General features: G+C 74.9%; 24 protein-coding genes. 7 read left to right on the plus strand and 17 right to left on the minus strand.

Annotated elements, in window-relative coordinates:
• Nucleotides 1-46: 46 nt before the first annotated feature.
• A complete protein-coding gene (locus FB558_RS36055) occupies nt 47-589 on the plus strand; it encodes a GNAT family N-acetyltransferase (protein WP_211367066.1) in 543 nt (180 codons plus the stop codon).
• Here the strand turns inward: FB558_RS36055 and FB558_RS36060 are convergent.
• From FB558_RS36060 to FB558_RS36075, 4 genes are all read right to left on the minus strand, one after another.
• Nucleotides 570-1535: a VWA domain-containing protein gene (locus FB558_RS36060; RefSeq protein WP_246107006.1), complete on the minus strand. Its 966-nt coding sequence runs from the start codon at nt 1533-1535 to the stop codon at nt 570-572. The two genes, FB558_RS36055 and FB558_RS36060, sit on opposite strands and share 20 nt — an antisense overlap.
• A gap of 14 nt (nt 1536-1549) precedes the next feature.
• Nucleotides 1550-2440 carry an AAA family ATPase gene (locus tag FB558_RS36065; protein ID WP_142061527.1) on the minus strand — a complete coding sequence of 297 codons (891 nt, stop codon included), beginning with the start codon at nt 2438-2440 and terminating at the stop codon, nt 1550-1552.
• Entirely contained in the window at nt 2437-3249 is an 813-nt protein-coding gene (locus FB558_RS36070) for a mycofactocin-coupled SDR family oxidoreductase (protein WP_142061528.1), read from the minus strand. Before FB558_RS36070 ends, FB558_RS36065 begins: the two co-directional genes overlap by 4 nt.
• An 82-nt stretch (nt 3250-3331) precedes the next feature.
• On the minus strand, nt 3332-4159 hold the full coding sequence (locus FB558_RS36075) for an SDR family oxidoreductase (RefSeq protein WP_246107007.1): 828 nt from the start codon (nt 4157-4159) through the stop codon (nt 3332-3334).
• 170 nt (nt 4160-4329) lie between these two features.
• On the opposite strand from FB558_RS36075, the gene FB558_RS36080 reads away from it, so the two are divergent.
• Nucleotides 4330-5034, plus strand: coding sequence for a MerR family transcriptional regulator (locus tag FB558_RS36080; protein WP_142061531.1), 705 nt, complete (start codon nt 4330-4332; stop codon nt 5032-5034).
• A 147-nt stretch (nt 5035-5181) separates the two neighbouring features.
• Here the strand turns inward: FB558_RS36080 and FB558_RS36085 are convergent, their stop codons facing one another.
• Genes FB558_RS36085 through FB558_RS36105 form a run of 5 tightly spaced genes read right to left on the minus strand, consistent with a single transcriptional unit; the run spans nt 5182 to nt 11030 of the window.
• Nucleotides 5182-6192 carry a sugar phosphate isomerase/epimerase family protein gene (locus FB558_RS36085; protein ID WP_142061533.1) on the minus strand — a complete coding sequence of 337 codons (1011 nt, stop codon included), beginning with the start codon at nt 6190-6192 and terminating at the stop codon, nt 5182-5184.
• Nucleotides 6192-7385 (minus strand): Gfo/Idh/MocA family protein, encoded by a 1194-nt coding sequence (locus FB558_RS36090; protein WP_142061535.1) that lies wholly within the window; start codon nt 7383-7385, stop codon nt 6192-6194. The genes FB558_RS36085 and FB558_RS36090 overlap by 1 nt, the downstream gene beginning before the upstream one ends.
• A complete protein-coding gene (locus FB558_RS36095; protein WP_142061537.1) occupies nt 7382-8449 on the minus strand; it encodes a substrate-binding domain-containing protein in 1068 nt (355 codons plus the stop codon). Before FB558_RS36095 ends, FB558_RS36090 begins: the two co-directional genes overlap by 4 nt.
• 20 nt (nt 8450-8469) lie before the next feature.
• A complete protein-coding gene (locus tag FB558_RS36100) occupies nt 8470-9528 on the minus strand; it encodes an ABC transporter permease (protein ID WP_246107008.1) in 1059 nt (352 codons plus the stop codon).
• Nucleotides 9525-11030, minus strand: a complete 1506-nt coding sequence (locus tag FB558_RS36105; RefSeq protein WP_211367067.1) for a sugar ABC transporter ATP-binding protein — start codon at nt 11028-11030, stop codon at nt 9525-9527. Before FB558_RS36105 ends, FB558_RS36100 begins: the two co-directional genes overlap by 4 nt.
• Before the next feature lie 266 nt (nt 11031-11296).
• Here FB558_RS36105 and FB558_RS36110 point away from each other — a divergent pair, with 266 nt between their 5' ends.
• Both FB558_RS36110 and FB558_RS36115 read left to right on the plus strand, forming a co-directional pair.
• The gene (locus FB558_RS36110) at nt 11297-12547 is read left to right on the plus strand and encodes an ROK family protein (RefSeq protein WP_142061539.1); all 1251 of its coding nucleotides are present in this window, start codon (nt 11297-11299) and stop codon (nt 12545-12547) included.
• A 135-nt stretch (nt 12548-12682) separates the two neighbouring features.
• The gene (locus FB558_RS36115; RefSeq protein ID WP_142061541.1) at nt 12683-15139 is read left to right on the plus strand and encodes a putative bifunctional diguanylate cyclase/phosphodiesterase; all 2457 of its coding nucleotides are present in this window, start codon (nt 12683-12685) and stop codon (nt 15137-15139) included.
• Between the two features lie 92 nt (nt 15140-15231).
• On the opposite strand, the gene FB558_RS36120 is transcribed toward FB558_RS36115, so the two are convergent.
• The 8 genes from FB558_RS36120 to FB558_RS36155 form a co-directional block, all read right to left on the minus strand.
• Entirely contained in the window at nt 15232-16119 is an 888-nt protein-coding gene (locus FB558_RS36120) for a 2-hydroxy-3-oxopropionate reductase (RefSeq protein ID WP_142061543.1), read from the minus strand.
• Nucleotides 16116-16913, minus strand: coding sequence for a hydroxypyruvate isomerase family protein (locus tag FB558_RS36125; protein WP_142061544.1), 798 nt, complete (start codon nt 16911-16913; stop codon nt 16116-16118). Before FB558_RS36125 ends, FB558_RS36120 begins: the two co-directional genes overlap by 4 nt.
• A 54-nt stretch (nt 16914-16967) precedes the next feature.
• Complete coding sequence (gene allB / locus FB558_RS36130) at nt 16968-18302, minus strand: allantoinase AllB (RefSeq protein ID WP_142061546.1); 1335 nt, start codon at nt 18300-18302, stop codon at nt 16968-16970.
• Complete coding sequence (locus tag FB558_RS36135) at nt 18299-18676, minus strand: allophanate hydrolase-related protein (RefSeq protein ID WP_142061548.1); 378 nt, start codon at nt 18674-18676, stop codon at nt 18299-18301. The genes allB and FB558_RS36135 overlap by 4 nt, the downstream gene beginning before the upstream one ends.
• Before the next feature lie 69 nt (nt 18677-18745).
• Complete coding sequence (gene pucD, locus FB558_RS36140) at nt 18746-21019, minus strand: xanthine dehydrogenase subunit D (RefSeq protein WP_142061551.1); 2274 nt, start codon at nt 21017-21019, stop codon at nt 18746-18748.
• On the minus strand, nt 21016-22356 hold the full coding sequence (locus FB558_RS36145; RefSeq protein WP_142061554.1) for an 8-oxoguanine deaminase: 1341 nt from the start codon (nt 22354-22356) through the stop codon (nt 21016-21018). Before FB558_RS36145 ends, pucD begins: the two co-directional genes overlap by 4 nt.
• A complete protein-coding gene (locus tag FB558_RS36150) occupies nt 22353-22817 on the minus strand; it encodes a (2Fe-2S)-binding protein (protein WP_142061557.1) in 465 nt (154 codons plus the stop codon). Before FB558_RS36150 ends, FB558_RS36145 begins: the two co-directional genes overlap by 4 nt.
• On the minus strand, nt 22817-23689 hold the full coding sequence (locus tag FB558_RS36155; RefSeq protein ID WP_142061560.1) for an FAD binding domain-containing protein: 873 nt from the start codon (nt 23687-23689) through the stop codon (nt 22817-22819). Before FB558_RS36155 ends, FB558_RS36150 begins: the two co-directional genes overlap by 1 nt.
• Before the next feature lie 92 nt (nt 23690-23781).
• Here FB558_RS36155 and FB558_RS36160 point away from each other — a divergent pair, with 92 nt between their 5' ends.
• From FB558_RS36160 to FB558_RS36170, 3 genes are all read left to right on the plus strand, one after another.
• Nucleotides 23782-25401, plus strand: a complete 1620-nt coding sequence (locus FB558_RS36160) for a PucR family transcriptional regulator (RefSeq protein WP_142061563.1) — start codon at nt 23782-23784, stop codon at nt 25399-25401.
• Between the two features lie 31 nt (nt 25402-25432).
• A complete protein-coding gene (locus FB558_RS36165; RefSeq protein WP_142061566.1) occupies nt 25433-26011 on the plus strand; it encodes a TetR/AcrR family transcriptional regulator in 579 nt (192 codons plus the stop codon).
• A gap of 91 nt (nt 26012-26102) precedes the next feature.
• Nucleotides 26103-26606, plus strand: coding sequence for a GNAT family N-acetyltransferase (locus tag FB558_RS36170; RefSeq protein WP_211367068.1), 504 nt, complete (start codon nt 26103-26105; stop codon nt 26604-26606).
• Nucleotides 26607-26619: the final 13 nt, after the last annotated feature.

The following is a 26619-nucleotide window of genomic DNA, read 5'->3' on the forward strand; positions in this document are numbered from 1 at the left end:
GGAGCAACGAATCGGAATCGATACCGTACCCACAGTGAGGAGCGCGGTGCGACGGTTCACCGAACGGCTCGACATGACGCCCATCGGCCCCGAGCACGCCGAGCAGCTCTGGCTGCTGCACCAGGACCCCGAGGTCGCCCACTGGGCCGACCCGCTCTCCCCCGATGAGGCGCGCGCGGTGGCCGCCCGGATGAGCGAGGGGTGGCGGGTCGAGGGCGTGCACAAGTGGATCGCCCACGATCGCGCCACGGGCGAGCTCGTCGGGCGCGGCGGTCTGTCGTGGACGGAGGTCGCGGGCGCACCCGTTCTGGAGGTCGGCTGGGTCGTGCGGCGGGCGCTGTGGGGATGCGGGTACGCCACCGAGATCGGGGCCGAATCTCTTCGGTTCGCCGCCGACGCCCTGGGCGCGGCGCGTGTCGTCGCGTTCACCGAGGTGCACAACACCCGTTCCCGCGCGGTGATGGAGCGCCTCGGCATGGTGTACACCCGCGAGATCCGCCGTCCCGGCCTGATCGCGGGGAAGGAGGGCGTGCACGACGACGCCCCCTTCGCCCTCTACGCCGCCGACCTCAGGCCAGGAGCCGGTTGAGCGCGGGTGCCACGTCGCGGTGGGTCCTGATCGGCGCCAGGCGGCCGCGGCCCAGCCGGGCCAGGTCGGCGGCCAGCGGCGCGTCGTGCTCGCCGTCGGCCTCGAGCAGCACGTGCAGCTCGGGCAGCCGGCGGGCGATCAGGCGGGGGTCGGGTCCCGCGTTGTGCACGGCGTCGCTGAGCAGCACGGTGGTGCGGCGGCGCGCGGTGGAGCGGGCAAGCTCGGCGTGGGCGGCGGCGAGCGCGAACCCGACGTCGGTGAGCCCCCGCGCGGGGATGCGCAGCAGCTGCGCGAGCAGCCGGTCCGCGGGCACCGGCGCGTCCAGCGGGGCGAGCAGCGCGGCGTCGGACCAGAACGCCACGAGCGCGAGCCGGTCGCCGCCCCCGGCGAGGTCCGCCGACAGCGCGGCCACCGTCGCCGCGGCGATGCGCACCTTCTCCCCGCGCATCGATCCGGACACGTCGACGACGAGGACGACGTCGCGCCGTGTGCGCACCCGCTCCCGCACGACGATGTCGGTGTCCTCGGGGACCGGCCGCTCGGTGAGCACCTCGAGGGTGCGGTCCAGGTCGATGTCGTCGGAGCGGTAGCGGTAGGGCATCGAGGCGATCCGGCCTGCGCCGCGCTCCCCGCGGTGCTCCCGCGACCGCCTGCGGATCGCGAGCCTGCGGGCGATCCGCTGGGCCATCGCCGCGACCTCGGGATCGGCGGGGCGATCCTCCAGCAGCTCGGCGACGTCGCGCAGGCGGGCGCGCCGGCCCGTGACGAGCGTGCCCTGACCGCCGGCCGCGCCGTCCGCGGCACCGGCACCGCGGTCCGCCGCGCCGTCGGTCACGACCGGCGGGCCGGTGCCCGCCCGGAAGAGCGCGGGCGGTTCGGTCAGCTGCTTGGGCCGCCTGCGCAGCGGGGCCATGCGCGGGCCGGAGCCCGCTCCGGGCAGCCGCACCGCGTTCTCGACCGCTACCCGGTGGGGACCCGGCGCCGCACGCCGGGGCGCGAGAAAAAACGGTCCTCCCAGATCCGGGTGATCACCTCCTCCGGGGTGAGGTCGCTGGTCTCGTCCACCCCGATGCGGCCCGACAGCGCCAGCAGCGCGGCGTCCAGCACCAGGCGCGGCCGGTCGGGCCCGTGGCTGCCCAGCTCCGCGAGCTCCGCGGCGACTGCGACGAGGTCGATCGCGCCGCGCACGCTGGAGCCCCGCCGCAGGTCGGGGTGCCCGCGGGTGGCGCGCGTGATCGCCACCGCGTCGTCCACGAGCGCGGCGTCCGCGCTCCCGGTGCGGGCCACGACGATGGCCCGTTCCTCGGCCGCGTCCTGGTAGCCGACGGCGAGGCGGCACCAGCGGTCGTAGACGGAGTCGGAGATGCGCGCGGTGCCGACGTCGTCGAACGGGTTCATCGACGCGAGCACCCGGAACGTCGCCCGGGCCGCCACCAGCCCGACGCGCGGCACCGCGACCTCCCGCTCGGCCATCGCGGCGAGCAGGACGTTGAGGGTGTCCTCCGGCGCCCGGTTGAGCTCCTCGATGTAGAGGAAGCCGCCCGACCGCATCGCCTCGACGAGCGGGCCGGCCACGAAGTTCTCCGCCGAGTAGTCCTCGCGCAGCACCCGCGCGGGGTTGTGGTGCCCGACCAGCCGCGCGGGCGTGAGCTCGGCGTTGCCCTCCACCAGCAGGAACGGCACGCCCCAGTGCGCGGTGATGGCGCGCAGCATCGTCGACTTCGACGTGCCGGGCGGGCCCTCCAGCAGGATGTCGCGCCCGGCCGAGACGGCGGCGAGCACGAGGTCGAGCTCGCGCCGCCTGCCGACGACCCCCGCGGCGATCGCGTCACGGCGGGCGGCAGCGGTCACTTCTGCAGCATCCCGGCGTCGACGGGCAGCGACACCCCGGTGACGTAGCGGGCCTCGTCGGAGGCGAGCCACAGGATGGCGTGGGAGATGTCCACCGCCTCGACCATCTCGACCGGCAGCAGGTTGTCCATGTTGCCCTGGTCGGCCGGCTCGGCCGACAGGAACTGCGCGGTGTGGTCGTTGACCACCATCGGCGTGTTCACGCCGGTGGGGTGCACGGTGTTCACGCGGATCGAGTGCGGGGCGAGCTCCACGGCCAGCGTGCGCATCAACCCGACCACGCCGTGCTTGGCCGAGACGTAGTGGCCGATGCCGGCCATGCCCTTCACACCCGCCGTCGAGCTGGTGAGCACGATGCACCCGCCGTTCCCCGCGTCGATCATCGCCGGGACGGCGGCCCGCACGGTCTTCCACACCCCGGTGAGGTTGACCGCGAGCATCTCGTCCCACTGCGCGTCGGAGAGGCTCCACGCGTTCTCGGCGAACGAGACGATGCCGGCGTTGGCGCAGACGACGTCGAGGCGGCCGAACTCGCGCACGCCCTCGTCGACCACGGCCTGCACGGCCCCCGCGTCCCGCACGTCGGCCTCCCGGGCGACGATGCGCCGGTCGAGGTCCTCGACCAGCTTCACGGTCTCCTCGAGGTCCTCGGGCACCGCCATCGGGTACGGCACGCTGTCCAGCTGCCGGCACACGTCGAACGCGATGATGTCGGCGCCCTCCTGCGCCAGGCGCACCGCGTGCGAGCGGCCCTGCCCCCGGGCCGCCCCCGAGACCAGCACGACCTTGCCTTCGAGACGTCCTGCCATGAACCCTCTCCTGTCCTGTCCGGCGTTCGCGGCGTTCTGCCCGACGGCGACCGCGAGGGTCGCGCCGGTGGTGTCGCGGGTGCTAGCGGGCCAGCGCACCTCCGTCGACGGCCAGGCAGTGGCCGGTGACGTGCCGGGCGGCGTCGCTGAGCAGCCACAGCAGCGCCCCGGTGACCTCCTCGGGCGGGATCACCTCGACCAGCAGCTGGTCGTGCAGCCAGCGCTTGTGCACGTCCTGCGGCGTGAGCCCGAGCTCGTCGGCGAGGCCCGCGAGCATCGGCGAGTCCACGGCGCCGGGCAGGATCGCGTTGACGGTGACGCCCCCGCTGGCCAGCTCGATCGCCATCGCCCGGGTGAGCCCGACGACGCCGTGCTTGGCCGCCACGTAGTGCGCGAACTCGGGCAGGGCCCGCACCCCGCCGGTGGAGGCGATGTTCACGATGCGGCCCCGCGGCGCCCGGCGCAGCAGTCCCACCGCCGCGCGCGTGGTGCGCCAGACGCCGGACAGGTTGGTGTCGACGACCGCCGACCACTGCTGCTCGCTCAGCTCCCAGAACGGCGCGCTCGTCACGACCGCCGCGTTGTTCACCAGCACGTCCAGTCGCCCGAGCTCCGCCTCCACCGCCGCGAGGGCCGCGGCGACCTCGTCGGGGTCCCGGACGTCGGCGACCAGCGGCACGGCCCGGCGCCCGCGGCGCTCGACCTCGGCCACCACCTCGTCCAGCTCGGCCCGCGTGCCGAGCGGGTAGCGGGGGACCTCGAGGTCGCGGCAGACGTCGAGGGCGGCGACGTCGGCGCCCGCCTCGGCGAGCGCCAGGCAGTGGGACCGGCCCTGGCCGCGCGCGGCCCCGGTGACGAGCGCGACCTGCCCGGTGAGGTCGGGCAGGACCGCGGCGCGCACGTCGGGCACGGCACCTCCCGCCATCGAACCCACGTCGAACCCCGTCCGAACCGTCCGAACCGGCGGAACCGTCGCGCCTGAGGTGGCGGGCGCCGCCGTTGACCGCCCGCCGTGTGGGGTGTACCACTCGATCGGGGGACGGTTCAAATCATCTCGGTCGGATCCGGCGGGAGGGACCCGTGGCAGTGGGGCACCGGCTCACGGTGAGCGAGGCGAGCCGCGCGCTGGGGCTGAGCCGCACCACGCTCCTCGCCGCGGAGGAGGCGGGCCTGCTGCGTCCACAGCGCACCCCGGGCGGGCACCGCCGCTACGACCCCGACGAGCTGCGCCGCTACGCGGGGCGCACCGGTGGCGACGGGCCGTGGGAGGAGGCCGGGTCCGCAACGCCGGGCGGCGCGACCGACCCGGGAACCACGGGAGCCGAGTGGGCCGCGATCGTCGCGGCGGTCCGCCCCGCCGTCAGGGCGCCGGCCGGCGCGCTCGACGCCGACAGCGCCGGGCTCTACCTGCGCCACGCCGGCACGCCCCGGTTCGCCGCGGCGTTCGGCGTCCCGCGCTGGCTGGCCGAGCGGCTCACGGCCGACCCCGCACCGGCACCGGTCACCCGCGCGCTCACGACCGCGCGGCCGAGCCTGTTCGACCCCGCCGAGGAGGGGTTCCCCGAGCCGCGGGCCACCGGGCAGGGTGTCGCGGTCGCCCTGCCGGGCGAGACGGGCCCGCTGGGCGTGCTGTTCGTCGTCACGCGCCGGGACCTGCTCGCGGGCGAGGTCCGCGTCGTCGAGGCGTTCGGCGAGGTGCTCGCGCTGCTCGTGCAGGACCGGGGCCGGATCGCGGCCCTGGAGGGCAGGCTCGCCCGGATCGCCGCGCTCAGCGCGCCGTCCTGAACGGCGCCGCCGGGGCCGGACGGGCTGCGCGTGCCGGGCGGCGGCTGTCGTACTCCCAGCCGCTCCCGGACGAACGGCACTCTCGTCGGTACCTAGCCGACGAAAGTGCCGTTCGTCACGGCGCCCGGCTCGCGGCGCGGGCCTCGCTCATTCGCCTCCGCTGCTGAAGGCGGAGTCGAACGCCGCCGTCGGCGCCTCGAACACGGTGCGCTTCACGAACTCCAGCGCGTCCGGGGCGCCCACCAGGCGGTCCATCCCGGCGTCCTCCCACTCGATCGAGATGGGGCCGGTGTAGCCGATGGTGTTGAGCATCCGGAAGCACGCCTCCCACGGCACGTCGCCGTGCCCGGTGGAGACGAAGTCCCAGCCGCGGCGCGGGTCGGCCCACGGCAGGTGGGAGCCCATCCGGCCGTTGCGGCCGTTGCCGACCTGGCGCTTCGCGTCCTTGCAGTCGACGTGGTAGATCCGGTCCTTGAAGTCCCAGAGGAAGCCGACCGGGTCGAGGTCCTGCCACACGAAGTGGCTCGGGTCCCAGTTGAGGCCGAACGCCTCGCGGTGCCCGACGGCCTCCAGCGCGGCAACGGCCGTCCAGTAGTCGTAGGCGATCTCGCTCGGGTGCACCTCGTGGGCGAACCGGACGCCGACCTCGTCGAACACGTCGAGGATCGGGTTCCAGCGGTCGGCGAAGTCGCGGTAGCCGTCGTCGACCATGGACTGCGGCGTGGGCGGGAACATCGCCACGGTCTTCCAGATCTTCGACCCGGTGAACCCGACGACGGTGTCCACGCCGAGCTTCGCGGCGGCCCGCGCCGTGTACTTCATCTCCTCCGCCGCCCGCTGCCGCACGCCCTCGGGGTCACCGTCGCCCCAGACGCGCGGGTGCACGATGGCGTGGTGCCGCTCGTCGATCGGGTCGTCGCAGACGGCCTGGCCGTTGAGGTGGTTGGAGATGGCGAACACCTGCAGCCCGTGCTTCTCCAGGATGTCGCGGCGGCCCTGGACGTACGAGTCGTCCTCGACCGCGGCCCGCACGTCGAAGTGGTCGCCCCAGCAGGCGATCTCCAGCCCGTCGTAGCCCCACTCCCCCGCGAGCCGGGCGACCTCCTCGAACGGCAGGTCGGCCCACTGCCCGGTGAACAGCGTGATCGGTCGCGCCATCAGTCCTCTCCTGCGATCGGTTCCCAGCCGCTGCCGGCCTGCGCCGAGCGGCTCACGGCGTCGAGCACCTGCTGGACCTGCAGCCCGTCGGCGAACGACGGGGCCGGGTCGGTGCCCGCGGCGAGGTCGCGGACCAGGTCGACGACCTCGTGGGTGAACGAGTGCTCGTAGCCGAGCCCGTGGCCCGGCGGCCACCATGCGCCGACGTAGGGGTGGGTCGGCTCGGTGACGTAGATCCGGCGGAACCCGGCGGTGTCGGGGTCCTCCCCCGCGTCGTAGAAGGACAGCTCGTTCATCGACTCGAAGTCGAACGCGAGCGACCCCGCGCTGCCGTTGATCTCCAGCCGCAGCCCGTTCTTGCGGCCGGTGGCGAACCGGGTGGCCTCGAACGTGGCCACGGCGCCGCCGCCGAACCGGGCCAGGAACAGCGCGGTGTCGTCGACGGTCACCTCCCCGCGCTCGCTCGACCCGGAGGCCGACAGCCCGCTGGACGACTCGGGCAGCGGCCGCTCCTTGATGAACGTCTCGGTGAGCGCCGAGACGCCGCTGATGCGGTCGCCGGTGACGAACTGGGCCATGTCGACGATGTGCGCGCCGATGTCGCCCAGCGCGCCGGAGCCGGCCTTGTCCTTCTGCAGGCGCCAGACCAGCGGGAACTCCGGATCGGTGATCCAGTCCTGCAGGTAGGTGGCGCGGACGTGGCGGATCTGGCCGATCCGCCCCTGCTCCACCAGCTGCCGCGCGAGCGCGACCGCGGGCACCCGCCGGTAGTTGAACGCCACCATGCTGCGCACGCCCTGCGCCTTCGCCTTCTCCGCCGCGGCGACCATGGCCCTGGCCTCGTCGACGGTGTTGGCGAGCGGCTTCTCGCACAGCACGTGCTTGCCGGCCTCCAGCGCGGCGATCGCGATCTCGGCGTGGGTGTCGCCCGGCGTGCAGATGTCGATCAGCTGCACGTCGTCGCGCCCGAGCAGCGCCTTCCAGTCGGTCTCGGTGTGCCGCCAGCCCATGCGCTGCGCCGCGGCCGCGGTGGCCTCGGCGCTGCGGCCGCAGAGCACCGCCATGTCCGGCTGCATCGGCAGGTCGAAGAACCGTCCCGCCGTGCGCCACGCCTGGGAGTGGGCGGCACCCATGAAGGCGTAGCCGACCATCCCGACGCCGAGCGTCGAGCCGTGCGTCGAGCCGTCGGTCATGACTCGAAACCGAGGGGCAGGTAGTCGGCCACGTTCTCCCGCGTGATGGTCGCCGAGGCCAGCGTGATCGACGCCGGCACCTCCCGTTCCGCAAGATCGCTCATACCCCGACCCTGCGCCACGAGCCGCGCGAGCGCAACGGCCGAGGACGCCATCGACGGGCTGTAGGTCACGGTGGCCTTCAGGACACCGGTGTCGGCCTGGATCTCACGCATCGCGTTGGCCGAGCCGGCCCCGCCGACCATGAAGAACTCGCTGCGACCGGCCTGGTTGATCGCGGCCAGCACGCCGACGCCCTGGTCGTCGTCGTGGTTCCAGAGGGCGTCCAGGCGCGGCGCGGCCTGCAGCAGGTTCGCGGTGACCCGCTGGCCGCCCTGGGCGGTGAAGTCGGCCGCCTGGCGCGGCCCGACGGAGAAGCCGAAGGTGGCGAGCGCGTCGGCGAAGCCCTGGCTGCGCGCGGCGGTGAGCGGGAGGTTGTCGATGCCCGCGATCTCGCCGATGATCGGGCTCGCGACGCCCGCGTCGCGCAGCCGCTGCCCGATGTAGTGGCCGGCGCTGACGCCCATGCCGTAGTTGTCGCCGCCGATCCACGTCCGGTAGGCCAGCGGCGAGTCGAAGATCCGGTCGAGGTTGATCACCGGGATGCCGGCGTCCATCGCCTGCTGCCCCACGCGGGTGAGCTGGCTGCCGTCGTTGGGCAGGATCACCAGCGCGTTGACGCCCTGGTTGATCAGTGTCTCGATGGCGGCGATCTGCTGGGCGATGTCGTTGGTCGGGTTGACCGGCTCGAACGTCACGTCCGGGTACTGGTCGGCCTGCGCCTGCGCGTTGTTCGCGATGGCGGCGATCCAGCCGTGGTCGGCGGCGGGAGCGGAGAAGCCGATGGTGACGGGGGGACCGGGCTCGGCGGCGCTGCCCGCGGCGGGTGCCGGGGCGACGGGGGCGCCGCCGGCGGGGGCCGGGGCCTCGTTGCTGGTGCACGCGGTGAGCGCCGCGCCGGCACCGACTCCGAGCGCGCCGGTGAGGAACCTGCGCCGATGCAGGCCCCGGGTGGGATCCGACATTGTCCACTCCTTTGGTGAGTTCAACCGGACGAGCGCTGGGCGCGGGCCTGGATCAGCACGGCGACGACGATGATCGCGCCCTTCGCGATGTTCTGGACCTCGGTCGCCAGGTTGTTGAGCACGAACAGGTTCGTGATGGTGGTGAACACGAGCACACCCAGGATCGAGCCGACCAGCGTGCCGCGACCGCCGGACAGCAGCGTGCCGCCGATGATCACCGCGGCGATGGCGTCGAGCTCGTAGAGCGTGCCGTGGGTGCTCGAGCCGGTGGTGGTCAGCGACGCGATCATGATCGCGGCGATGCCGCAGCACAGCCCGGACACCATGTAGAGCAGGATCGTGTGCCGCTTGACGTCGAGGCCGGCCAGCCGCGCGGCCTCCGGGTTGCCCCCGATGGCGAACGTGCGGCGGCCGAAGGTGGTGCGGTTGAGCACCACCCACCCGACGGCCACCACCGCCGCGAAGATGTAGACCAGCAGCGGGATGCCCAGCAGCCGGGTGTTCGCGATGCCGGCGATCACCGGGTCGGTGACGATCTGGCTGCGCCGGCCCGAGATCTGCTCCGCGAGGCCCTGCGCCGAGATCAGCATGGCCAGCGTGACGATGAACGGCACGATCCGCCCGTAGGCGATGAGCAGGCCGTTGACCATCCCGGCGCCGACGCCGACGGCGATCGCGCAGAAGATCATCACGAGCGGGCCGAACGACTGCGTCGCCACGGTCGTGGCCCACACCGAGGCCAGCGCCATCACCTTGCCGACCGACAGGTCGATCCCGCCGCCGATGATCACGAAGGTGACGCCGACGGTGAGCACGCCGATGATCGAGGCCTGGGTCAGGACCGTCAGCAGGTTCGACGCCGTGAGGAACGTGTCGGCGGTGGCGGCGCCGACCAGCGCCAGCAGCACCAGCACGGCGACGAGGCCGAGGTTGCGCCCCGCGCCGCTGTCGAGCACCCGCCGCAGCGGCGAGGGGGGCGGCTCCGCCTCGCGGGCGGCCTGCTCCACGCGCCCGTGCTCGTCGACCGCGGGGGCGGCGGCCTGCCCGGTGGTCGGTTTCGTCATGTCCGGTTTCGTCATGTCCTGCTCCCTTCCATGACCAGGTCGAGCACGCGACCCTCGTCGAGCTCGCCGGCCGGGGCCTCGTGGACCACCCGGCCCTCCCGCACCACCAGCACGCGGTCGGCCAGGCCCAGCACCTCGGGCACCTCGCTGGACACCAGCACGATCGCCGCTCCCTCCGCCGCGAGCCGCCGGACGAGCGCGTAGATCTCGCTGCGCGCGCCCACGTCGACGCCGCGGGTCGGCTCGTCCAGCAGCAGGACCGAACAGCCCTGCAGGAGCCAGCGGGCGAGCACGACCTTCTGCTGGTTGCCGCCGGAGAGCGTGCGCACGGGCCGGGTGGCGTCGGCCGGGCGCACGTCGAGCTGGGCGGTGACCTGCGCCGCCGGGCCGAGGTCGGCCTGCGGACCCAGGAAGCCGCCGCGCGCGAAGCGCGCGAGAGCCGACAGCGTCACGTTGCGGAACACCGGCTCGCCCAGCAGCAGGCCCTGGCTCTTGCGCTCCTCGGGGGCCAGGCCCATCCCCGCGCGGACGGCGGCGGGCACCGAGCCCGCGCGCAGCGCCTTGCCCGCGACCCGGACGGTGCCCGCGCTCGCCTTGCGCGCGCCGTAGACGGTCTCCAGGATCTCCGAGCGCCCGGAGCCCACCAGGCCGGCGAGCCCGAGGACCTCGCCCGCGCGCACGCGGAAGGAGACGTCGGCGAACTCGCCGGTGCGCGAGAGGCCCTCGACCTCCAGCACGACCTCGTCGGACGGCGCGGCCGCGCGCTCGGGGAAGACGTACTCGATGGTCCGGCCGGTCATCAGGCGGATGACGTCGGCGGTCGGGGTGTCGCGGGCCGGCAGGTTGCGGGCGACGGTGCGGCCGTCCTTCAGCACGGTGACGCGGTCGCCGATCTCGCGGATCTCCTCGAGCCGGTGGGAGATGTAGACGACGGCGACGCCGTCCGCGGTGAGCTCGCGGATCACCCGGAACAGGTTCTGGACCTCCTCCGGGTCCAGCACGGCCGACGGCTCGTCCATGACGATCAGCCGGGCGTCGCGGGCGAGTGCCCGCGCCATGCTCACCACCTGCTGCCCGGCGGCCGACAGCCGGCCCAGCTCGCGCCGCGGGGGGATCTCGGGGTGCCCGAGGCGGCGCAGCAGCTCCCGTGCGGTGTCCTCGGCGGCCCGCAACCGGCTGAAGCCCATGCGCGAGGGCTCGTGGCCGAGCACGATGTTCTCCGCGACCGACAGGCCGGGCACCAGGTCCAGCTCCTGGTAGATCGTCGCGATCCCGGCGGCGTCGGCGGCCTGCGGCGCCCCGAAGGACACCGGGTCGCCCGCCCAGACGATCTCGCCCGCGTCCGGGCGGTGCGCCCCGGCGAGCACCTTGATCAGCGTGGACTTGCCCGCGCCGTTCTGCCCCAGCAGGCAGTGCACCTCGCCCGCAGCGACATCCAGGTCGACGCCGTCGAGAGCGCGCACGCCGGGGAACTGCTTCACGATGCCGCGCATCGCGAGCAGCGGGTCTGCTGTCATGTGGCACCTCACCGAGCGGAGCTTGCGGAGCGAGCATCTGGGCCCTGCGGAGCTTGCGGAGCGAGCATCTGCGCCCTGCGGAGCTTGCGGAGCGAGCATCTGCGCCCTGCGGAGCTTGCGGAGCGAGCATCTGCGCCCTGCGGAGCTTGCGGAGCGAGCATCAGAACTGCGCTCGTGGCGCCGGGAACGCTAGGAGCATTGACCAGTGCCGTGCAACGACGGAATAATGCCTCTTTCCGTCAGATTTCCGTCGATATCGGACCGTGATGCTCCCACCGACCCCGCAGGAGCCGCTGCCGCCGCTGCGGCTGTCCGCGCCCCCGCTGTCCGGGCGCATCGAGGCCGCCGTCACGCTCAGCACGGTGGCCCGGTTGGTCGCCTCCGGCGCGGCCGTGAGCAAGGCCGACCTCGTGCCCGCGGCCGGCCTGGCGCGCACCACCGTGAGCACCGCGGTCGACGAGCTGCTCGACCGGGGCCTGCTGCACGTCGACGGCACCCGGCCGACGGCGGGGCGCGGCAGGCCGGCGGACCGGCTCGCGCTCTCCCCGCGCGGCGGCCACGTCCTGCTCGCCGACGTCGGGGCGAGCAGCGCGCACCTCGCCGTCGTCGACCTGTCCCAGCGGGTTCTCGCCCGCACGCACGTGGCGGTGGACGTCCGCGACGGCCCCGACGCCGTGCTCCGGACGGTGGAGACCGAGCTCACCGCGCTGCGCGGGTTGGCACCCGAGGCAGGGGCGGCCGGGGTCCCGGTGCGTGCGGTCGTGATCGGCCTGCCCGGGCCGGTCGACGGCACCCGCGGGGTGCCGGTGCGGCCACCGATCATGCCCGGCTGGCACGCCTACCCCGTCGCCGCGCGGCTGTCGCGGACCTTCGGCTGCCCGGCCGTGCTGGAGAACGACGTCAACCTCCGCGCGCTCGGGGAGGCCCGCGCACTGCCCGCCGACCAGACGCCGCTGCTGTTCGTCAAGGTCGGCACCGGCATCGGCGGCGGCCTCGTCGGGCGCGAGGGCGTGCTGCACCACGGCGCCGACGGCGCGGCGGGCGACATCGGGCACGTCCGGGTGCGCGGGGCCCCCGACGACGCCTGCGTCTGCGGCAACGTGGGCTGCATCGAGGCGGTCGCGTCCGCGGGGGCGATCGCGCGCCGGCTCGGCGAGCCCGGCCCGCCGGTCCCGATCGAGGAGGTCCGCGCGCTGCTCGCCCGCGGCGACCCGGCCGCCGTCGCGGCGGTGCGGGAGGCGGCCGGGCTGATCGGCGAGCTCGTCGCCACGCTCGTGCACTTCTACAACCCGGCGCGCGTGACGATCGGCGGCGGCCTGTCCGCCGCGAGCGACGAGCTGCTGGCCGGCGTGCGCAGCGTCGCCTACCAGCGCGCCCTGCCACTGGCCACCCGCAACCTGGTCCTCACCAACAGCGTCCTCGGCGAGTACGCCGGGCTGGCCGGTGCGACCGTGCTGGGGATCGAGCGGGTGCTGTCGACCGAGTCGATCGGACTGCTCCTCGCGCGGGGGCACTGACCGGGATGTGCGACTGATCGGGATGCAGCCGGCCGGGATGCACCGGATCGGGTGGAACCGGGGACCCGGACGACGCGCCGGGCACGGAGGCCGATTCACTGTCCACCTGCACCCGTCCCGGGAGAACGGAGCTCGATGACCGCAGCCCCTCCGGCGCGGACCCCCCGCCCGGGCGCGAGTGCCGCAGCCGGTGCCGCCGCGGCCCTCGTCGTCCTCGGCGGGCTCGACCTCGCCCTCGACGGCGACGCGCAACGGCTGGCGGCCAACCTCGGGGTCCTGCTGCTCGCCGCCGCGGGCGGGGCGTGCTGCCTGCGCGCGGCGCGCCGCAGCCGCGCGCAGGCGCGGCGCGGCTGGGCTGCGCTCACCGTGGCGTGCTGGTCGTGGGCCGCGGGGCAGGCGGTGTGGACCGTCCACGAGAGCATGGCGGGGCCGGGCACCGCGTACCCGTCGGCGGCCGACGTCGGTTTCCTCGTCTTCCCCGCCGCGGCGCTCGTCGGCCTGGCCCGGCTCGCGCCGCCGGGCGCGGGAATGGCCACGCCGCGCCGGCTGCTGGACGCGCTCGTGTTCGGCTGCGCGATCGGGCTCGTGGCCTGGGTCAGCGTGCTCGACACCGTCGTCGCCCGCTCCGGCACCGCGGTGCACGAGGTCGCGCCGTCGCTCGTCTACCCCGTCGCCGACGCCGTCCTGCTCACCGTCGCCGTGCTCACCGTCGCGCAGACGCGCGACGCGCCGCTGCGCTGGGGCCTGCTCGGCGGAGCGCTGCTCGCCATGACCGCGTCCGACGCCGCGTTCGCCTACCAGATCGCCGCGGGCGGCCACACCGTCGGCACGATCGGCGAGTGGGGCTGGCGGGCCGCGTTCTGCCTGCTCGCGATCGCCGGTGCCCTCGTGCAGCGCGACTCCTCGCCCTTCACCTCGGCCGCTCCCCCGCCCCGCGAGTCCGGGCGGGCCGCACTCCTGCTGCCCTACGTGCCGCTCACCGCCGCGGCCGTGTTCGCCGCCCTCGACTCGCTCGTCGACGCCGGACCCGACATGCTCGAGGTCGCGCTGGTCGTCGGGCTGGTGCTGCTGGTGCTCGCGCGCCAGTACGTCACCGTGCGGGAGAACCAGGAGCTCACCCGCGCCGTGCAGGAACGCGAGGTGCAGCTGCACCACCTCGCCTTCCACGACCCCCTCACCGGCCTCGCCAACCGCGCGCTGTTCCTCGACCGGCTCGAGCACGCCCTCGAGCGGGCCGAGCGCTCGGGGCAGTCGGTGTCGGTCGCGTTCGTCGACCTCGACGGCTTCAAGGCCGTCAACGACACGCTGGGCCACGCCGCGGGCGACGCCCTGCTCACCGGCGTCGCCACCCGGCTGCGCGGTGCGCTGCGCAGCTCCGACACCCTCGCCCGGCTCGGCGGTGACGAGTTCGCGGTGCTCGTCGAGCAGGGCGACGACGCCACGGTGGTCGCCCGCAGGCTGCTCGCCGCGCTCGGCACGCCCTTCCACGTCCACGGGCGGTCCGTGGAGGTGTCGGCGAGCATCGGGGTGGCCGGCCTCGACGCCGACCAGGACACCGGCCCCGGCACCCACGCCGCCACCCGCGCCGCCACCCTCCTGCACCGCGCCGACGTGGCGATGTACGCGGTGAAGGCGTCCGGGAAGGGCGACGTCGCGGCGCACTCCGCCGACCTGCCCGCGGGGCGGCGCCCCGACCCGGTGCACCCGGCCGCCCGGCGCGGCACCCTGCGCCGGGGGCCGGGTCTGTCCGCGGCGTTCGCCACCGCGCTGCAGCGCCACGAGGTGCACGCGATCTACCAGCCCGTCGTCGACCCCGTCTCGGGGCGGATCTCCGCGCTCGAGGTGCTGGCGCGGTGGACGCACGAGGGGGTCGCCGTCCCGCCGTCGGAGTTCATGCCCGCGTGCGCCGAGGCCGGCCTGTCCGGGCAGCTGACGGCGCTCATGCTCGAGCAGGGGTGCGCCCAGCTCGCCGCGTGGACCGCGGGGCTCGCGCACCGGCGGCTGCGCATCGCGGTCAACGTCGACCCCACCGAGTTCGGCGACGAGGGGCTGCCCGACCGGGTCGCGGGCGTCCTGCGCCGCCACGGCCTGTCCCCCGGGCAGCTCGCGCTCGAGATGACCGAGACCGCGGTGAACAACCGCCCCGGCAGCGCCGTCGACGTGATGCGCCGGCTGCGGGCGCTCGGCGTCCGGGTCGCGCTCGACGACTTCGGCACCGGCTACAGCACGCTCTCCCGCCTGGCCCGCACCCCCGCGGACACCGTCAAGATCGACCGGTCGTTCGTGGCGCACATCGACCACGACGAGCAGCAACGCTGGTTCCTGCGCGGCATCCTCGACCTGGCCCGCCACCTCGGACTGCGCACGGTGGCCGAGGGCGTCGAGCGCGCCGGGCAGCTGCACGAGCTGCGCCGCCAGGGCTGCGACCTGGTGCAGGGCCACTTCGTCGCCCGCCCGGCCACCGGCGCACGGCTGACTCCCGCGGTGCTGGCCGACCTGCCCGTCCTGCCCCCGCACCTGCGCGGCATCCGGGCGAGCGACCAGCCGCTCGGCGCGGGCCGCTGGTTCCGCCCCGCCTCCGAGCCCGGCTGACGACAACGGGATCCGCATGACGAACGGCACTTTCGTCGGCTAGGAACCGACGAAAGTGCCGTTCGTCCGGGTGGGAGCCTGGGGCGTCCCGGTCAGGCGCGCTCGCCGCGCCCCGAGAGCTGCTCGACGAGCAGCAGCAGGGCGCTGTGGTCGAGGTCGCCGTGCCCCATCGCGCGCAGCGCACCGACGAGCTGCGCGACGTGCGCACCGAGCGGGATGGCCACGCCGGCCTCGCGGGCGGCGGCGGTGACGATGCCCATGTCCTTGTGGTGCAGGTCGATCCGGAAGCCGGGCGCGAACTCCCGCGCCCGCATCCCGGCCGCCTTGCGCTGCAGCACGGTGCTGCCGGCCAGCCCGCCGCCCAGCACCTCGGTGGCGGCCGCGGTGTCCACGCCCTGCGCCTCCAGCAGCACCAGCGCCTCGGCGAGCAGTTGGATGTTGCCGGCGACGATGAGCTGGTTGGCCGCCTTGACCGTCTGGCCCGCACCGGCGGGGCCGACGTGCACGACCGTGCCGCCGACGACCTCCAGGTACGGGCGCGCGGCCGCCACGTCGTCCTCCGCGCCGCCGACCATGATCGACAGCGTGCCCTCCTTCGCGCCGGCCTCGCCACCGCTCACGGGCGCGTCGACGACCCGGATGCCGCGCTCCGCCCCCGCCTCGGCGAGCGCACGGGTGACGTCGGGGCGGATCGTCGAGCAGTCGACGTGCAGCGTGCCGGGCTTGGCGCAGGAGTAGATCCCGTCGTCGCCCAGCGCGACGGCCTCGACGTCCGGGCCGTCGGGCACCATCGTGATCACGACGTCGGCGTCGCGGACGGCGTCGGCGGTGCTGTCCGCGCCCCGCCCGCCCCGCTCCACCAGTGCGTCGACCGCGGGACGCGAGCGGTTGTGACCGACGACGTCGTGCCCGGCGTCGATCAGGTGGCCCGCCATCGGGGCACCCATGATCCCGAGGCCGATGAACGCGATCGTGCTCACTTCTGCTCCAGCCAGTCGAATGCCTGCTCGGTGGTGGTGGTCGGCGCGTACTCCAGCCCGATCCAGCCGTCGTACCCGGCGTCGTGCAGGGCGGCCAGGTGCGCGTCGAACGGGATCTCGCCGGTGCCCGGCTCGTGCCGGCCGGGGGCGTCGGCGATCTGGACGTGCCCGATGCGGGCGCCGTGCTCGCGGATCACGGCGGCGACATCGTCGCCGTTCACGGTGAGGTGGTAGAGGTCGGCGAGCAGGGCGATGTTCGCGGAGCCGACCCGGTCGGCCACGGCGAGGGCGTCGGCGGCGGTGCGCAGGGGGTAGGGCTGGGGCCCGCTCAGCGGCTCCAGCACCACGGTGCCCTCCAGCAGCGCGGCGGCACGCGCGAGGTTCTGCGTGGCGAGCTCGTCCTGGTCGCGCGGGTCGGCGCCGTCGACGCGGTTGCCGTAGAGGGCGTTGAACACGCGCGTGCCCAGCCGCTTCCCGACGGCGGCGGCGATGTCGATGCTGTCGCGGAACTCGGTCTCGCGCCCCGGCCACGAGGCGAGCCCGCGGTCACCGGCGGGCATGTCGCCCGCGGCGAGGTTGAGGCCGGTCAGCTGCACACCGGCGTCCTCGACGGCCCGGACGAAGCGCTCGACCTCGGCGTCAGCGGGGGCCGCGGTGGGGAACGGCCACCAGAACTCGACGGCCTCGAAGCCGGCCGCGCGGGCCGCGGCGGGGCGCTCGAGCAGGGGGAGCTCGGTGAACAGGATGGAGCAGTTGACGGTCCAGCGTGGTGTCGAGCGGGTCGTGCGGGTCATCGCATCCTCGGGTCGGTGGGGGGTTCAGGAAAGCCACATCGCTGTCCTGCACGTTCATGAAAGTGGCTTTCCCGGACTTCGGGAAGCCCCCTCGCGCCGCAGGAGCCGGCCGCGGGGCGTGGCGTCGACCGGCCTGCCGCGCAGCCACGTCCTCCGCACCACGCCCGCGAGCTCCCGTCCGGCGTACGGGGTGACGGGGTGGCGGTGGTGCAGGTCCCCCACCGCGAACGGCGCGTCCGGCGCGAAGACGACGAGGTCGGCGTCGCCGCCCGCGGCGATCCGGCCCTTGTGCGGCAGCCCGACGAGCGCGGCGGGCCGCTCCGCCATCCACCGGACGACGTCGGCGAGCCCGTGGCCGCGCCGGCGGGCCTCGGTCCACACGACCGGGAGCCCGACCTGCAGCGACGCGATGCCGCCCCAGGCCGTGCCGAAGTCGCCGGTCTCCAGGTGCTTGAGCGCGGGCGGTGACGGCGAGTGGTCCGAGACCACCATGTCGATCACGCCGTCGGCCAGCCCCTGCCAGAGCGCGTCCCGGTTCGCGGCCTCGCGCACGGGCGGGCAGCACTTGAACCGGGTGTCGCCGTCGGGCACCTCCTCGGCGGTGAGGGCCAGGTAGTGCGGGCAGGTCTCGACCGTCACCGGCAGGCCTTCGGCGCGGGCGGCGGCGAGCCGCGGCAGCGCGGAGGCCGCCGACAGGTGCACCACGTGCACCCGCGCCCCGGTCTCGCGGGCGACCCGCAGCAGCGTCGCGATCGCGCCGTCCTCGGCCTCGGGCGGGCGGGACGCCACGAAGTCGGCGTAGCGCCGGCCTGCCGCGGCCCGGACGAGCTCGCCGTCCTCGGCGTGCGCGATCAGGAGTCCGCCGTGGGCCGCCACCGCCGTGCACGCCGTCACCAGGTCGTCGACCGACAGCGGCGGGAACTCCGGCACACCGCTGTCGAGCAGGAAGCACTTGACGCCGAACACGCCCTCGGCGTGCAGCGCGGCCAGCTCGCCCGCGTTGCCGGGCACCGCCCCGCCCCAGAACCCGACGTCCACCGCGCACTGCCCCGCGGCGGCCGCCCGCTTGGTCTGCAGGGCCGCCACGTCGACGGTGGGCGGCAGCGCGTTGAGCGGCATGTCCACGATCGTCGTGACGCCACCGGCCGCCGCCGCCCGGGTGGCCGTGGCGAAGCCCTCCCACTCGGTGCGGCCGGGCTCGTTGACGTGCACGTGCGTGTCGACCAGCCCCGGCAGCAGCACCTCGTCGTCGGCGAGGACCACCTCCTCGGCCGCCTCCACCGGGAGGTCGACGGGTAGCACCGCCTCGATCCGCTCCCCGGCCACGAGCACCGCCGCCGGCCGCTCGGTGCCGTCGACGACGGCCCGCTGCGCCCGGACGACGATCACGACCGCTCCTGGTAGGCCCGCCAGCTCGCCAGCCCGGAGATGTCGGTGAGCTCCGGCAGGGCCGGGTACTCGCGCCGCAGCACCATGGCCAGCGACCCGCTGCCGTCGGCCAGCTCGATGACGCCCAGCTCCAGGCCGTCCGGCTCGCCGGGCAGCAGCACCTCGCGCAGCTGCTCGTAGGACAGGTCGTAGACCTCGCCCTCGACGGCGGCGCCACCCTCGCCGACGTCCTCGAGGGCCGGGTAGCGGCCGCCGACGGCGTGGAAGCGGTAGCGCGGCGCGGTGCTGGTGCGCGCGACGAGCGGGGCGCCGCCCACGAGGTGGTGGTCGGCGCCGCCGGACATGGCGGTGCCGTTCAGGAACATGCGCGGCATCGAGAGCTCCTCCCAAGGTCGTGAGTGGATACGGGTGCCGGAGCACCCGTATCCACTCACGGGGCGCCGTCAGGCGCCGACGATGTGTTCCGGCCGGATCGGGACCCGCCGCAGCGCGCGTCCCGTCGCCGCCCGGATCGCGGCGGCCACGGCCGGGCCGCTGGAGATCGTCGGCGGTTCGCCGACCCCCCGCACACCGTAGGGCGCGTGCGGGTCGGCGTACTCGAGGACCTCGATCTTCATCGGCGGCATGTCGAGGATCGTGGGGATCAGGTAGTCGGTGAAGGACGGGTTCCGCACGGCCCCGTCGGTGACCACGACCTCCTCCATCAACGCCAGCCCCATGCCCTGTGCGCTGCCGCCCTGGATCTGGCCGACCACGGCGTCCGGGTTGATCGCCTTGCCGACGTCCTGCGCGGTGTCCAGGGCGACGACCTTCACCAGCCCCAGCTCCACGTCGACGTCCACCACGGCGCGGTGCGCGGAGAACGCGTACTGCACGTGGGCGTCACCCTGGCCGGTCTCCGGGTCGATCGGGTGCGTGGGGCGGTGGCGCCACTCGACGGTCTCCTCGACGACGTCGTCGCCGAGGACCTCCGCGAGGCCCGCGAGCACCTCGCCGCCGTCGGAGACGAGCTTGTCGCCGTCCAGTCGCAGGTCGGAGCGCTCCAGCTGCGCGGCGGCCCGCCGGAGCACGGCCGCGCGCACCGCCTCGCAGGCCGCCTTGACCGCGCCACCGGTGACGTAGGTCTGCCGCGACGCCGAGGTCGACCCACCGGAGCCGACGGAGGTGTCCTTCGGCGCCACCACGACCCGCTCGACGCCCAGCTCGGTGCGCACGATCTGCTGCTCGACCGTGATGAGCCCCTGGCCCACCTCGGCGGCGGCCGTCTGCACGGTGGCCACCGGCTCGCCGCCGGTGATCTGCAGCCGCACCCGCGCGGTCGAGTAGTCGTCGAAGCCCTCGGAGAACCCGACGTTCTTGTAGGTCACCGCGTAGCCGACCCCGCGCACGACGCCCTCGCCGTGCGTGGTGTTGGAGACTCCGCCCGGCAGCTCGCGCAGGTCGCGCGCCTCGGCGGGCTCGGGCGGCAGCGGCAGGTCGCGCACGATCCGGATCAGCTCCGCCACCGGGGCGGCCGAGTCGATCAGCTGGCCGGTGATGTTGACATCGCCCTCGCGCATGCCGTTGCGGGCGCGGATCTCCACCCGGTCGACGCCCACGGTGTCGGCGAGTGAGTCCATCAGCGCCTCGTGCGCGAACGCGGCCTGCACGCAGCCGAACCCGCGCATCGCCCCGCACGGCGGGTTGTGCGTGTACACGCCGCGCGCGTCGACGCGGACGTTCGGGATGCGGTAGGGACCCAGGCCGAGGGTGCCCCCGTTGCCCACCACGGCCCCGGTCGAGGACGCGTAGGCGCCGCCGTCGAACAGGATGTCGGCCGCCGCGTAGACGAGCGTGCCGTCGCGCTCGGCGCCGAACTCGTAGCGCAGCCACGCCGGGTGGCGGTGCACGTGGCCGAAGAACGACTCCTCGCGGTTGTAGCTCATCTTCACCGGCTTCCCGGTGTGCAGCGCGAGCAGGCAGGCGTGGACGTGCATCGACAGGTCCTCGCGCCCGCCGAACGCACCGCCGACGCCGGCCAGGTGCAACCGCACCTTCTCCTCGGGCATCCCGAGCACGCGGCAGACCTGCGCCTGGTCGACGTGCAGCCACTGGGTGGCCACGTACAGGTCGACGCCGCCGTCCTCGGCCGGCACCGCGAGCCCGGACTCCGGCCCGAGGAAGGCCTGGTCCTGCATGCCGACCTCGAAGTCCAGCGCCACGACCACCGGTGCGGTCGGCTCCTCCTCGCCACGGCGGATGCGCACCTCGCGGACGAGGTTCCCGCCTTCCTGCACCAGCGGCGCGTCCGGGTCGAGCGCGCGGCGGGGGTCGGTGACGGCGGGCAGTTCCTCGTAGGTCACCACGATCCGCTTCGCGGCCCGGCGCGCGGTCTCCGGGTGGTCCGCGGCCACCAGCGCGACCGGCTCGCCCTGGTAGCGCACCACGCCGGTCGCGAGGGCGGGCTGGTCGAGGTGCTCGAGGCCCACGGCGTTCTCGCCCGGCACGTCGTCGGCGGTGAGCACCGCGCACACGCCCGGGACCCGCAGCGCCTCGGTGATGTCGATCGCGACGATCCGGGCGTGCGGGTGCGGGCTGCGCAGCGTGACGCCCCAGACCATGTCGTCGTGCCACAGGTCGCTGGCGTAGGCGAACTCGCCGGTGACCTTGAGCGTGCCGTCCGGGCGCAGCGGGCTGTCGCCGATGCGGCCCTGCGTCCTCGCTTCGGTACTGGTCATGAGGCTTTCTCCAGGAGGTTCCGGTGGACCGCGGCGCACTCGCGCCCGACGGCCTCCTCGTCGACGGTGAGCACCCGGCCACGCTCGACGACGGCTCGGCCGTTCACGAGCAGCAGCTCCAGCGGCGGCGGCGAGCCGAGCACGAGCGCGGCGACCGGGTCGGCGACGTCGACGTGCTCCGGGCCGTCGATGCGCCACAGGGCGAGGTCGGCGAGCTTGCCCGCCTCGATCGTGCCGATCTCGTCCCCGCGCCCGAGCACGGCCGCGCCGCCTGCGGTGGCCAGCTCCAGTGCGTCCCGGACGCCGAGCGCCGTGGGCCCGCCGACGGCGCGGGCGAACAGCAGCGCGTGCCGCACCTCCTCGAGCAGGCTCGCGGCCTCGTTGCTGGCGGCGCCGTCGACGCCGAGGCCGACGCGGGCGCCGGCGTCGCGCAGGTCCCGGGTGCGGGCGATCCCGGCGCCCAGGCGCGCGTTGGACGAGGGGCAGTGCGCCACCCCGGTGCCGGTGGCGGCCACCTTCTTCACGGCGGCGTCGTCGAGGTGGACGGCGTGGGCGAACCACACGTCGTCACCGGTCCAGCCGAGCCCCTCGACGTACTCCAGCGGCGAGCAGCCGAACCGCTCGCGGCAGAAGTCCTCCTCGTCGACGGTCTCGGCGAGGTGGGTGTGCAGCCGCACGCCGCGCCGCCGGGCCAGCTCGGCCGACTCCCGCATCAGCTCGCCCGTCACGGAGAACGGCGAGCACGGCGCGAGCGCGATCCGCAGCATCGAGCCGGCGGACGGGTCGTGCCAGCGGTCGATCGCGTCCTGCGAGGCGGCGAGGATCGCGTCGCGGTCCTCCACGACGTGGTCGGGTGGCAGGCCGCCGTCGCGCTGCCCGAGGTCCATCGACCCGCGCGTCGGGTGGAACCGCAGGCCCACCTCGGCCGCGGCGCGGATCTCGGCGCCCAGCAGGTCGCCGCCCTCGCGGGGGAAGACGTAGTGGTGGTCGGTGGTGGTCGTGCAGCCGGTGCGCGCGAGCTGGGCCAGCGCGCCGCGGGCGCCGGTGTGCACGGCGTGCTCGTCGATGCCCGCCCACACCGGGTAGAGCGTGGTGAGCCACTCGAAGAGCGTGGCGTCGACGGCGAGGCCGCGCGTGACCCACTGGTAGAGGTGGTGGTGGGTGTTGACGAAGCCCGGGGTGAGCAGGCAGCCGCGCCCGTCGACGACCTCGTTGCCCGCGCGGTCCGGGGCCGGACCGGCGCCGACGGCCGTGATCCGGTTGCCCTCGACGACGACGTGCCCGCCCGCGAACTCGTCGCCGGAGACGGTGACGACGTGCGCGCCCTCGATGATCATCGGGTGGCCTCCGCCGCGGTCCTGACCGCATCCATGATCTTCTCGTAGCCCGTGCAGCGGCACAGGTTCCCCGCCAGGGCCTCCCGGATCTCCGGGTCCGACGGGTTCGGGTTGCGCTGCAGCAGGTCGTGGGTGGAGACGATCAAGCCGGGCGTGCAGAACCCGCACTGCACGGCGCCGCGTTCCAGGAACGCCTGCTGCACCGGGTCCAGCGATTCCGCCGACCCGAGCCCCTCGACGGTGGTGACCTCCCGTCCCTGCGCCTGGCCCGCGGCCACCAGGCACGCGCACACCGGGGTGCCGTCGAGGTAGACGGTGCAGGAGCCGCACTCGCCCTGCTCGCACGCGTTCTTCGACCCGGGCAGGCCGAGCCGCTCGCGCAGGGCGTAGAGCAGGCTCTCGCCCTCCCACACGTCGTCGGCCTCGCGGCGCTCGCCGTTGACCGTCAGCTCGATCCTCATCAGGCCGCCTTCCGGTAGTCGTCCCACGCCCAGGTGGCGGCGCGGCGCGCCATCACCGACAGGGAGTGGAGCCGGTACGCGGCGGTGCCGCGCACGTCGTCGATGGGGGCGGCGGCGTCGCGCACCTTCCGCCCGAACTCCACGGCGAGCGCTTCGGGGAGCGCGCCGCGGGACTCCCACAGCCCGGCCGCGTCCAGCTCGCCTGCCAGGAACTCCGCCGCCGCGTCCGCCCGGCGCGGGGTCGGCGCGGCCGAGCCGATGCCGGTGCCGACGGCCCTCCGCTGCGGGTGCAGGGCCAGCCCGAACGCCGACACCGCGATCACCATGGCGTTGCGGGTGCCGATCTTGCAGAACTGCTGCGGCCCGGCGGCCGGGGCGACCAGCACCGCCGCGATCAGCTCGTCCGGAGCGAGGGCGGTGCGCTTCACGCCGGTGTAGAACTCCGCGGCGGGGATGCGCCGCACGCCCCGCACCGAGGCCACCTCCACCTCCGCGTCGGCGGCGAGCAGCGGCGGGTGGCTGTCGCCTGCCGGCGAGGCCGCACCGAGGTTCCCGCCCACGGTGCCGCGGTTGCGGATCTGCGGCGACCCGACCGTCCGCGCGGCCATCGCGAGGCCCGGCAGCAGCGCACCGAGCTCGTCGATGACGCGGGTGTAGGTGACACCGGCGCCGAGCCGCACGCGCCCGTCGGTCTCGGTGCCCCACTCCCGCAGGTCGGGCACGCGGGTGAGGTCGAGCAGGGCGGGCGGGCGCCGGTGGTCGAAGTTGATCTCGACCATGACGTCGGTGCCCCCCGCCACCGGCACGGCGTCCGGCTGCTCGGCCTTCGCCGCGAGGGCGTCGGGCCACGTCGTCGGGGCGAGGAAGTCCATGCGAGAAGTACAGCGTGCCGACTGGTGGCGCTGAAGTCGCCGAGGTGACGAATCACCCACCGCGTCACCGCATCGGGTTGTAGGTTCCTCCAATGCGGCCGCCGTTGTTGTTGCTGCGCGACCTCCTCGCCCGGCCCGACCTGGGCCTGCAGCTGCTGCACGCCGGGCGGGACCCGGAGGCGGCGCTGGAACGGCCGGTGCGCTGGGTCTACACCACCGACCTCCTCGACCCGGCCCGCTACCTCGGCGGCGGCGAGCTGGTGATCAGCGGGCTCGTGTGGCGGCGCGAAGAGGCCGACAGCGAGCGGTTCGTGGCGGCCGTCGCCGACGCGGGCGCCGTGGCGCTCGCGGCGGGGGCCGCGGTGTTCCACGGGATCCCCGACGACCTCGTCGCCGCGTGCCGCCGCCACGACCTGCCGCTGCTCGCCGTGCCGGAGCACGTGTCGTTCGCCGCGGTCACCGAGGTGGTCGTCGGCGCGCTGAGCGCCGCCCGGGGGGAGCGGCTCGCGCACACCCTCGGCCGCCAGCGGCGGCTGCTGTCGGCCGTCGCGGGCGGGCTCGGGCTCGACGAGCTCGCCGCCGACGTGTCGGCCACCACCGGCGCGGCGATCCGCGTGCTCAGCGCCACCGGCCGCGCCCTCGTCCCCGGGCCTGCCCCGCTGCCGGCCGACGCGCTCGACGCGGCCGTCACCACCTTCCTCTCCGCCGACCGGCTCCCGGCCGTGGTGCCCGGGACGGCCCGGTCGGTGTTCCCGGTGGGGCCGGCCTCCGAGCCGCGGATCACGTCCTGGTTCGTCACCGTCGACGGCGACTGCACCCGCTGGGACGCCGAGACCGGCGACACCGTCGGCGAGCTCGTCGCGATCGCGGCGCTCGACCGGGCCCGCCGCAGCGAGGGCCTGCGGGTGGCACGCGACATCGCCGAGGACGCGGTCGCGCTGGTCGCCGGTGGCGCGGGGGATCGCCCGGAGACGGCGGTCCGGCTGCGCCAGGCCGGCCTCGACGCGGCGCACCCGCTCGTGGTGGCGGTGGCCGGCTTCCGCGACGGCGGGTCGGTGGAGACCGCTCGTGCGGTGCTCGCCGACGCGGCGGCGCACGTCGGCCCGCCCGTCGTCGGGGTGCACGACGGTCTGGCGGTCGCGCTGCTGCCCGCGGGCCCGGCGGACACCTCCACCGATGCGGCCCCGGTCGATGTGGCCCCGGTCGATGTGGCCCCGGTCGATGTGGCCCCGGTCGACGTAGCGCTGCGCACCGCGCTGGGTCGCCTCGGTCCGGGTCTCGGCGCCGAGCGCCTCACGGTCGGGGTCAGCAGGCCCGCCACCGCCGACGCCCTGTCCGGAGCGCTGCAGGAGGCCCGGCACGCGCGCGACCTCGCCGCGCTGCGCCCCGGTCCGGTGCACGTCGTCACCGGCGCCGAGGTCACCTCGCACGTCGCGCTGCTCGCCGCCGTGCCCGACGAGGTGCGGCGCGCGTTCGCCGTCCGCGTGCTGGAGCCGGTGCTCGCCTACGACTCCCGCACCGGCGCCGGGCTGCGCGAGACCCTCGAGGCGTTCCTCGACTGCTCCGGTTCGTGGAGCCGGGCGGCGCAGCGGCTGCACCTGCACGTCAACACGGTCCGGTACCGGATCGGCCGGGTCGAGGAGCTCACCGGCCGCGACCTGGGCGAGTTCGGCGACCGCGTGGACGTGTACCTGGCGCTCCGCTCGCTGTAGCGAGACGAACGATCGTGCTATAACTGGTCCCATGAGCAAGGGGCAGGCGACCCGCGGGGTCATCCTCGACGAGGCAGGCCGGCTGGCACGCCGCGTCGGCCTCGGCGGCCTCACGATCGGCTCGCTCGCCACCCAGACGGGGATGAGCAAGAGCGGGCTGTTCGCCCACTTCGGCTCGAAGGAGTCACTGCAGCTGCAGGTGCTCGAGCACAGCACCGAACGGTTCGTCGACGAGGTCATCCGGCCCGCGCTCCGGTCCCCGCGCGGCATCCCCCGCGTGCGCGACCTGTTCGAGCGCTGGCTCGAGTGGGACTCGGCGGAGGGCGGCTGCCCGCTCGTCGCCGCCTCGTTCGAGCTGGACGACCAGCCCGGGCCCGTCCGCGAGCGCCTCGTGCGGGTGCAACGCGACTGGACCGAGACCCTCACCATGGTCTTCACCAGCGGGATCTCCGAGGGCCACTTCCGGCCCGACGCCGACCCGCACCAGTTCTCGCAGGACGTGCAGGGCGTGATGCTCGCCTACCACCTGGCGAGCCGCCTGCTCGCCGATCCCGCCGCCGCCGACCGCGCCCGCCGCGCCCTCGCCGCGCTCCTCGACGCCGCCGCCTGACCCCACACCCCGGAGGCCTTCCGTGATCGTCCTACCGTCCCGAAATAGCACGATCGTTCGTACTGCTATGCCGCCTGCTCGGACGCCGATCGTGCGGCCGCTCGACCGCGCGGACGCCGCGGCCGCCGTCGACACCGTCTTCGCCGGCCTCTCCCCACGCAGCCGCTACCTGCGCTTCCACTCGCCGATCCCGCGCCTGCCCGCGGCCGTGCGGGACCGGCTCGGCGACGTCGACGGCCGGCGCCAGGCCGCAGTGGTGGCGTCCGCCTGCGGCAGGCCGATCGGCATCGCCCGGGTGATCGGCGACGGCACCGGCGCGGGCGAGGTCGCCGTCGCCGTGGTGGACGCCTGGCAGCGGCGTGGCGTCGGCCGCGAACTGCTCACCGCACTGGCGGCCCGCGCCGAGGAGATCGGCTACAGCGAGCTGCGCGGCAGCATCCTGCCGGAGAACATCGCCATGCGCGGCCTCGCCGCCCGGGTCCTGCCCTGGGCCCGGCCCTGGTTCGACGGCGACACGGTGCAGTTCGCCGCCCCGATCGGACCAGCCGCGTGGACGGTGACGCACGAGGACCTGATCGCCGACCTCGTGCGCTGACGCGGGACCGGAC

It is taken from the genome of Pseudonocardia kunmingensis (assembly GCF_006716445.1).
GTDB lineage: Bacteria > Actinomycetota > Actinomycetes > Mycobacteriales > Pseudonocardiaceae > Pseudonocardia > Pseudonocardia kunmingensis.

Bases quoted from the DNA above. Each gene is read 5' to 3' on its own strand.
- FB558_RS36070 (WP_142061528.1), bottom strand. From the start codon at position 3,249: ATGGCAGGACGTCTCGAAGGCAAGGTCGTGCTGGTCTCGGGGGCGGCC.
- FB558_RS36085 (WP_142061533.1), bottom strand. From the start codon at position 6,192: ATGGCGCGACCGATCACGCTGTTCACCGGGCAGTGGGCCGACCTGCCG.
- FB558_RS36090 (WP_142061535.1), bottom strand. From the start codon at position 7,385: ATGACCGACGGCTCGACGCACGGCTCGACGCTCGGCGTCGGGATGGTC.
- FB558_RS36095 (WP_142061537.1), bottom strand. From the start codon at position 8,449: ATGTCGGATCCCACCCGGGGCCTGCATCGGCGCAGGTTCCTCACCGGC.
- FB558_RS36100 (WP_246107008.1), bottom strand. From the start codon at position 9,528: ATGACGAAACCGGACATGACGAAACCGACCACCGGGCAGGCCGCCGCC.
- FB558_RS36105 (WP_211367067.1), bottom strand. From the start codon at position 11,030: ATGACAGCAGACCCGCTGCTCGCGATGCGCGGCATCGTGAAGCAGTTC.
- FB558_RS36110 (WP_142061539.1), top strand. From the start codon at position 11,297: ATGCTCCCACCGACCCCGCAGGAGCCGCTGCCGCCGCTGCGGCTGTCC.
- FB558_RS36115 (WP_142061541.1), top strand. From the start codon at position 12,683: ATGACCGCAGCCCCTCCGGCGCGGACCCCCCGCCCGGGCGCGAGTGCC.
- FB558_RS36125 (WP_142061544.1), bottom strand. From the start codon at position 16,913: ATGACCCGCACGACCCGCTCGACACCACGCTGGACCGTCAACTGCTCC.
- FB558_RS36135 (WP_142061548.1), bottom strand. From the start codon at position 18,676: ATGCCGCGCATGTTCCTGAACGGCACCGCCATGTCCGGCGGCGCCGAC.
- pucD (WP_142061551.1), bottom strand. From the start codon at position 21,019: ATGACCAGTACCGAAGCGAGGACGCAGGGCCGCATCGGCGACAGCCCG.
- FB558_RS36145 (WP_142061554.1), bottom strand. From the start codon at position 22,356: ATGATCATCGAGGGCGCGCACGTCGTCACCGTCTCCGGCGACGAGTTC.
- FB558_RS36150 (WP_142061557.1), bottom strand. From the start codon at position 22,817: ATGAGGATCGAGCTGACGGTCAACGGCGAGCGCCGCGAGGCCGACGAC.
- FB558_RS36155 (WP_142061560.1), bottom strand. From the start codon at position 23,689: ATGGACTTCCTCGCCCCGACGACGTGGCCCGACGCCCTCGCGGCGAAG.
- FB558_RS36160 (WP_142061563.1), top strand. From the start codon at position 23,782: ATGCGGCCGCCGTTGTTGTTGCTGCGCGACCTCCTCGCCCGGCCCGAC.
- FB558_RS36165 (WP_142061566.1), top strand. From the start codon at position 25,433: ATGAGCAAGGGGCAGGCGACCCGCGGGGTCATCCTCGACGAGGCAGGC.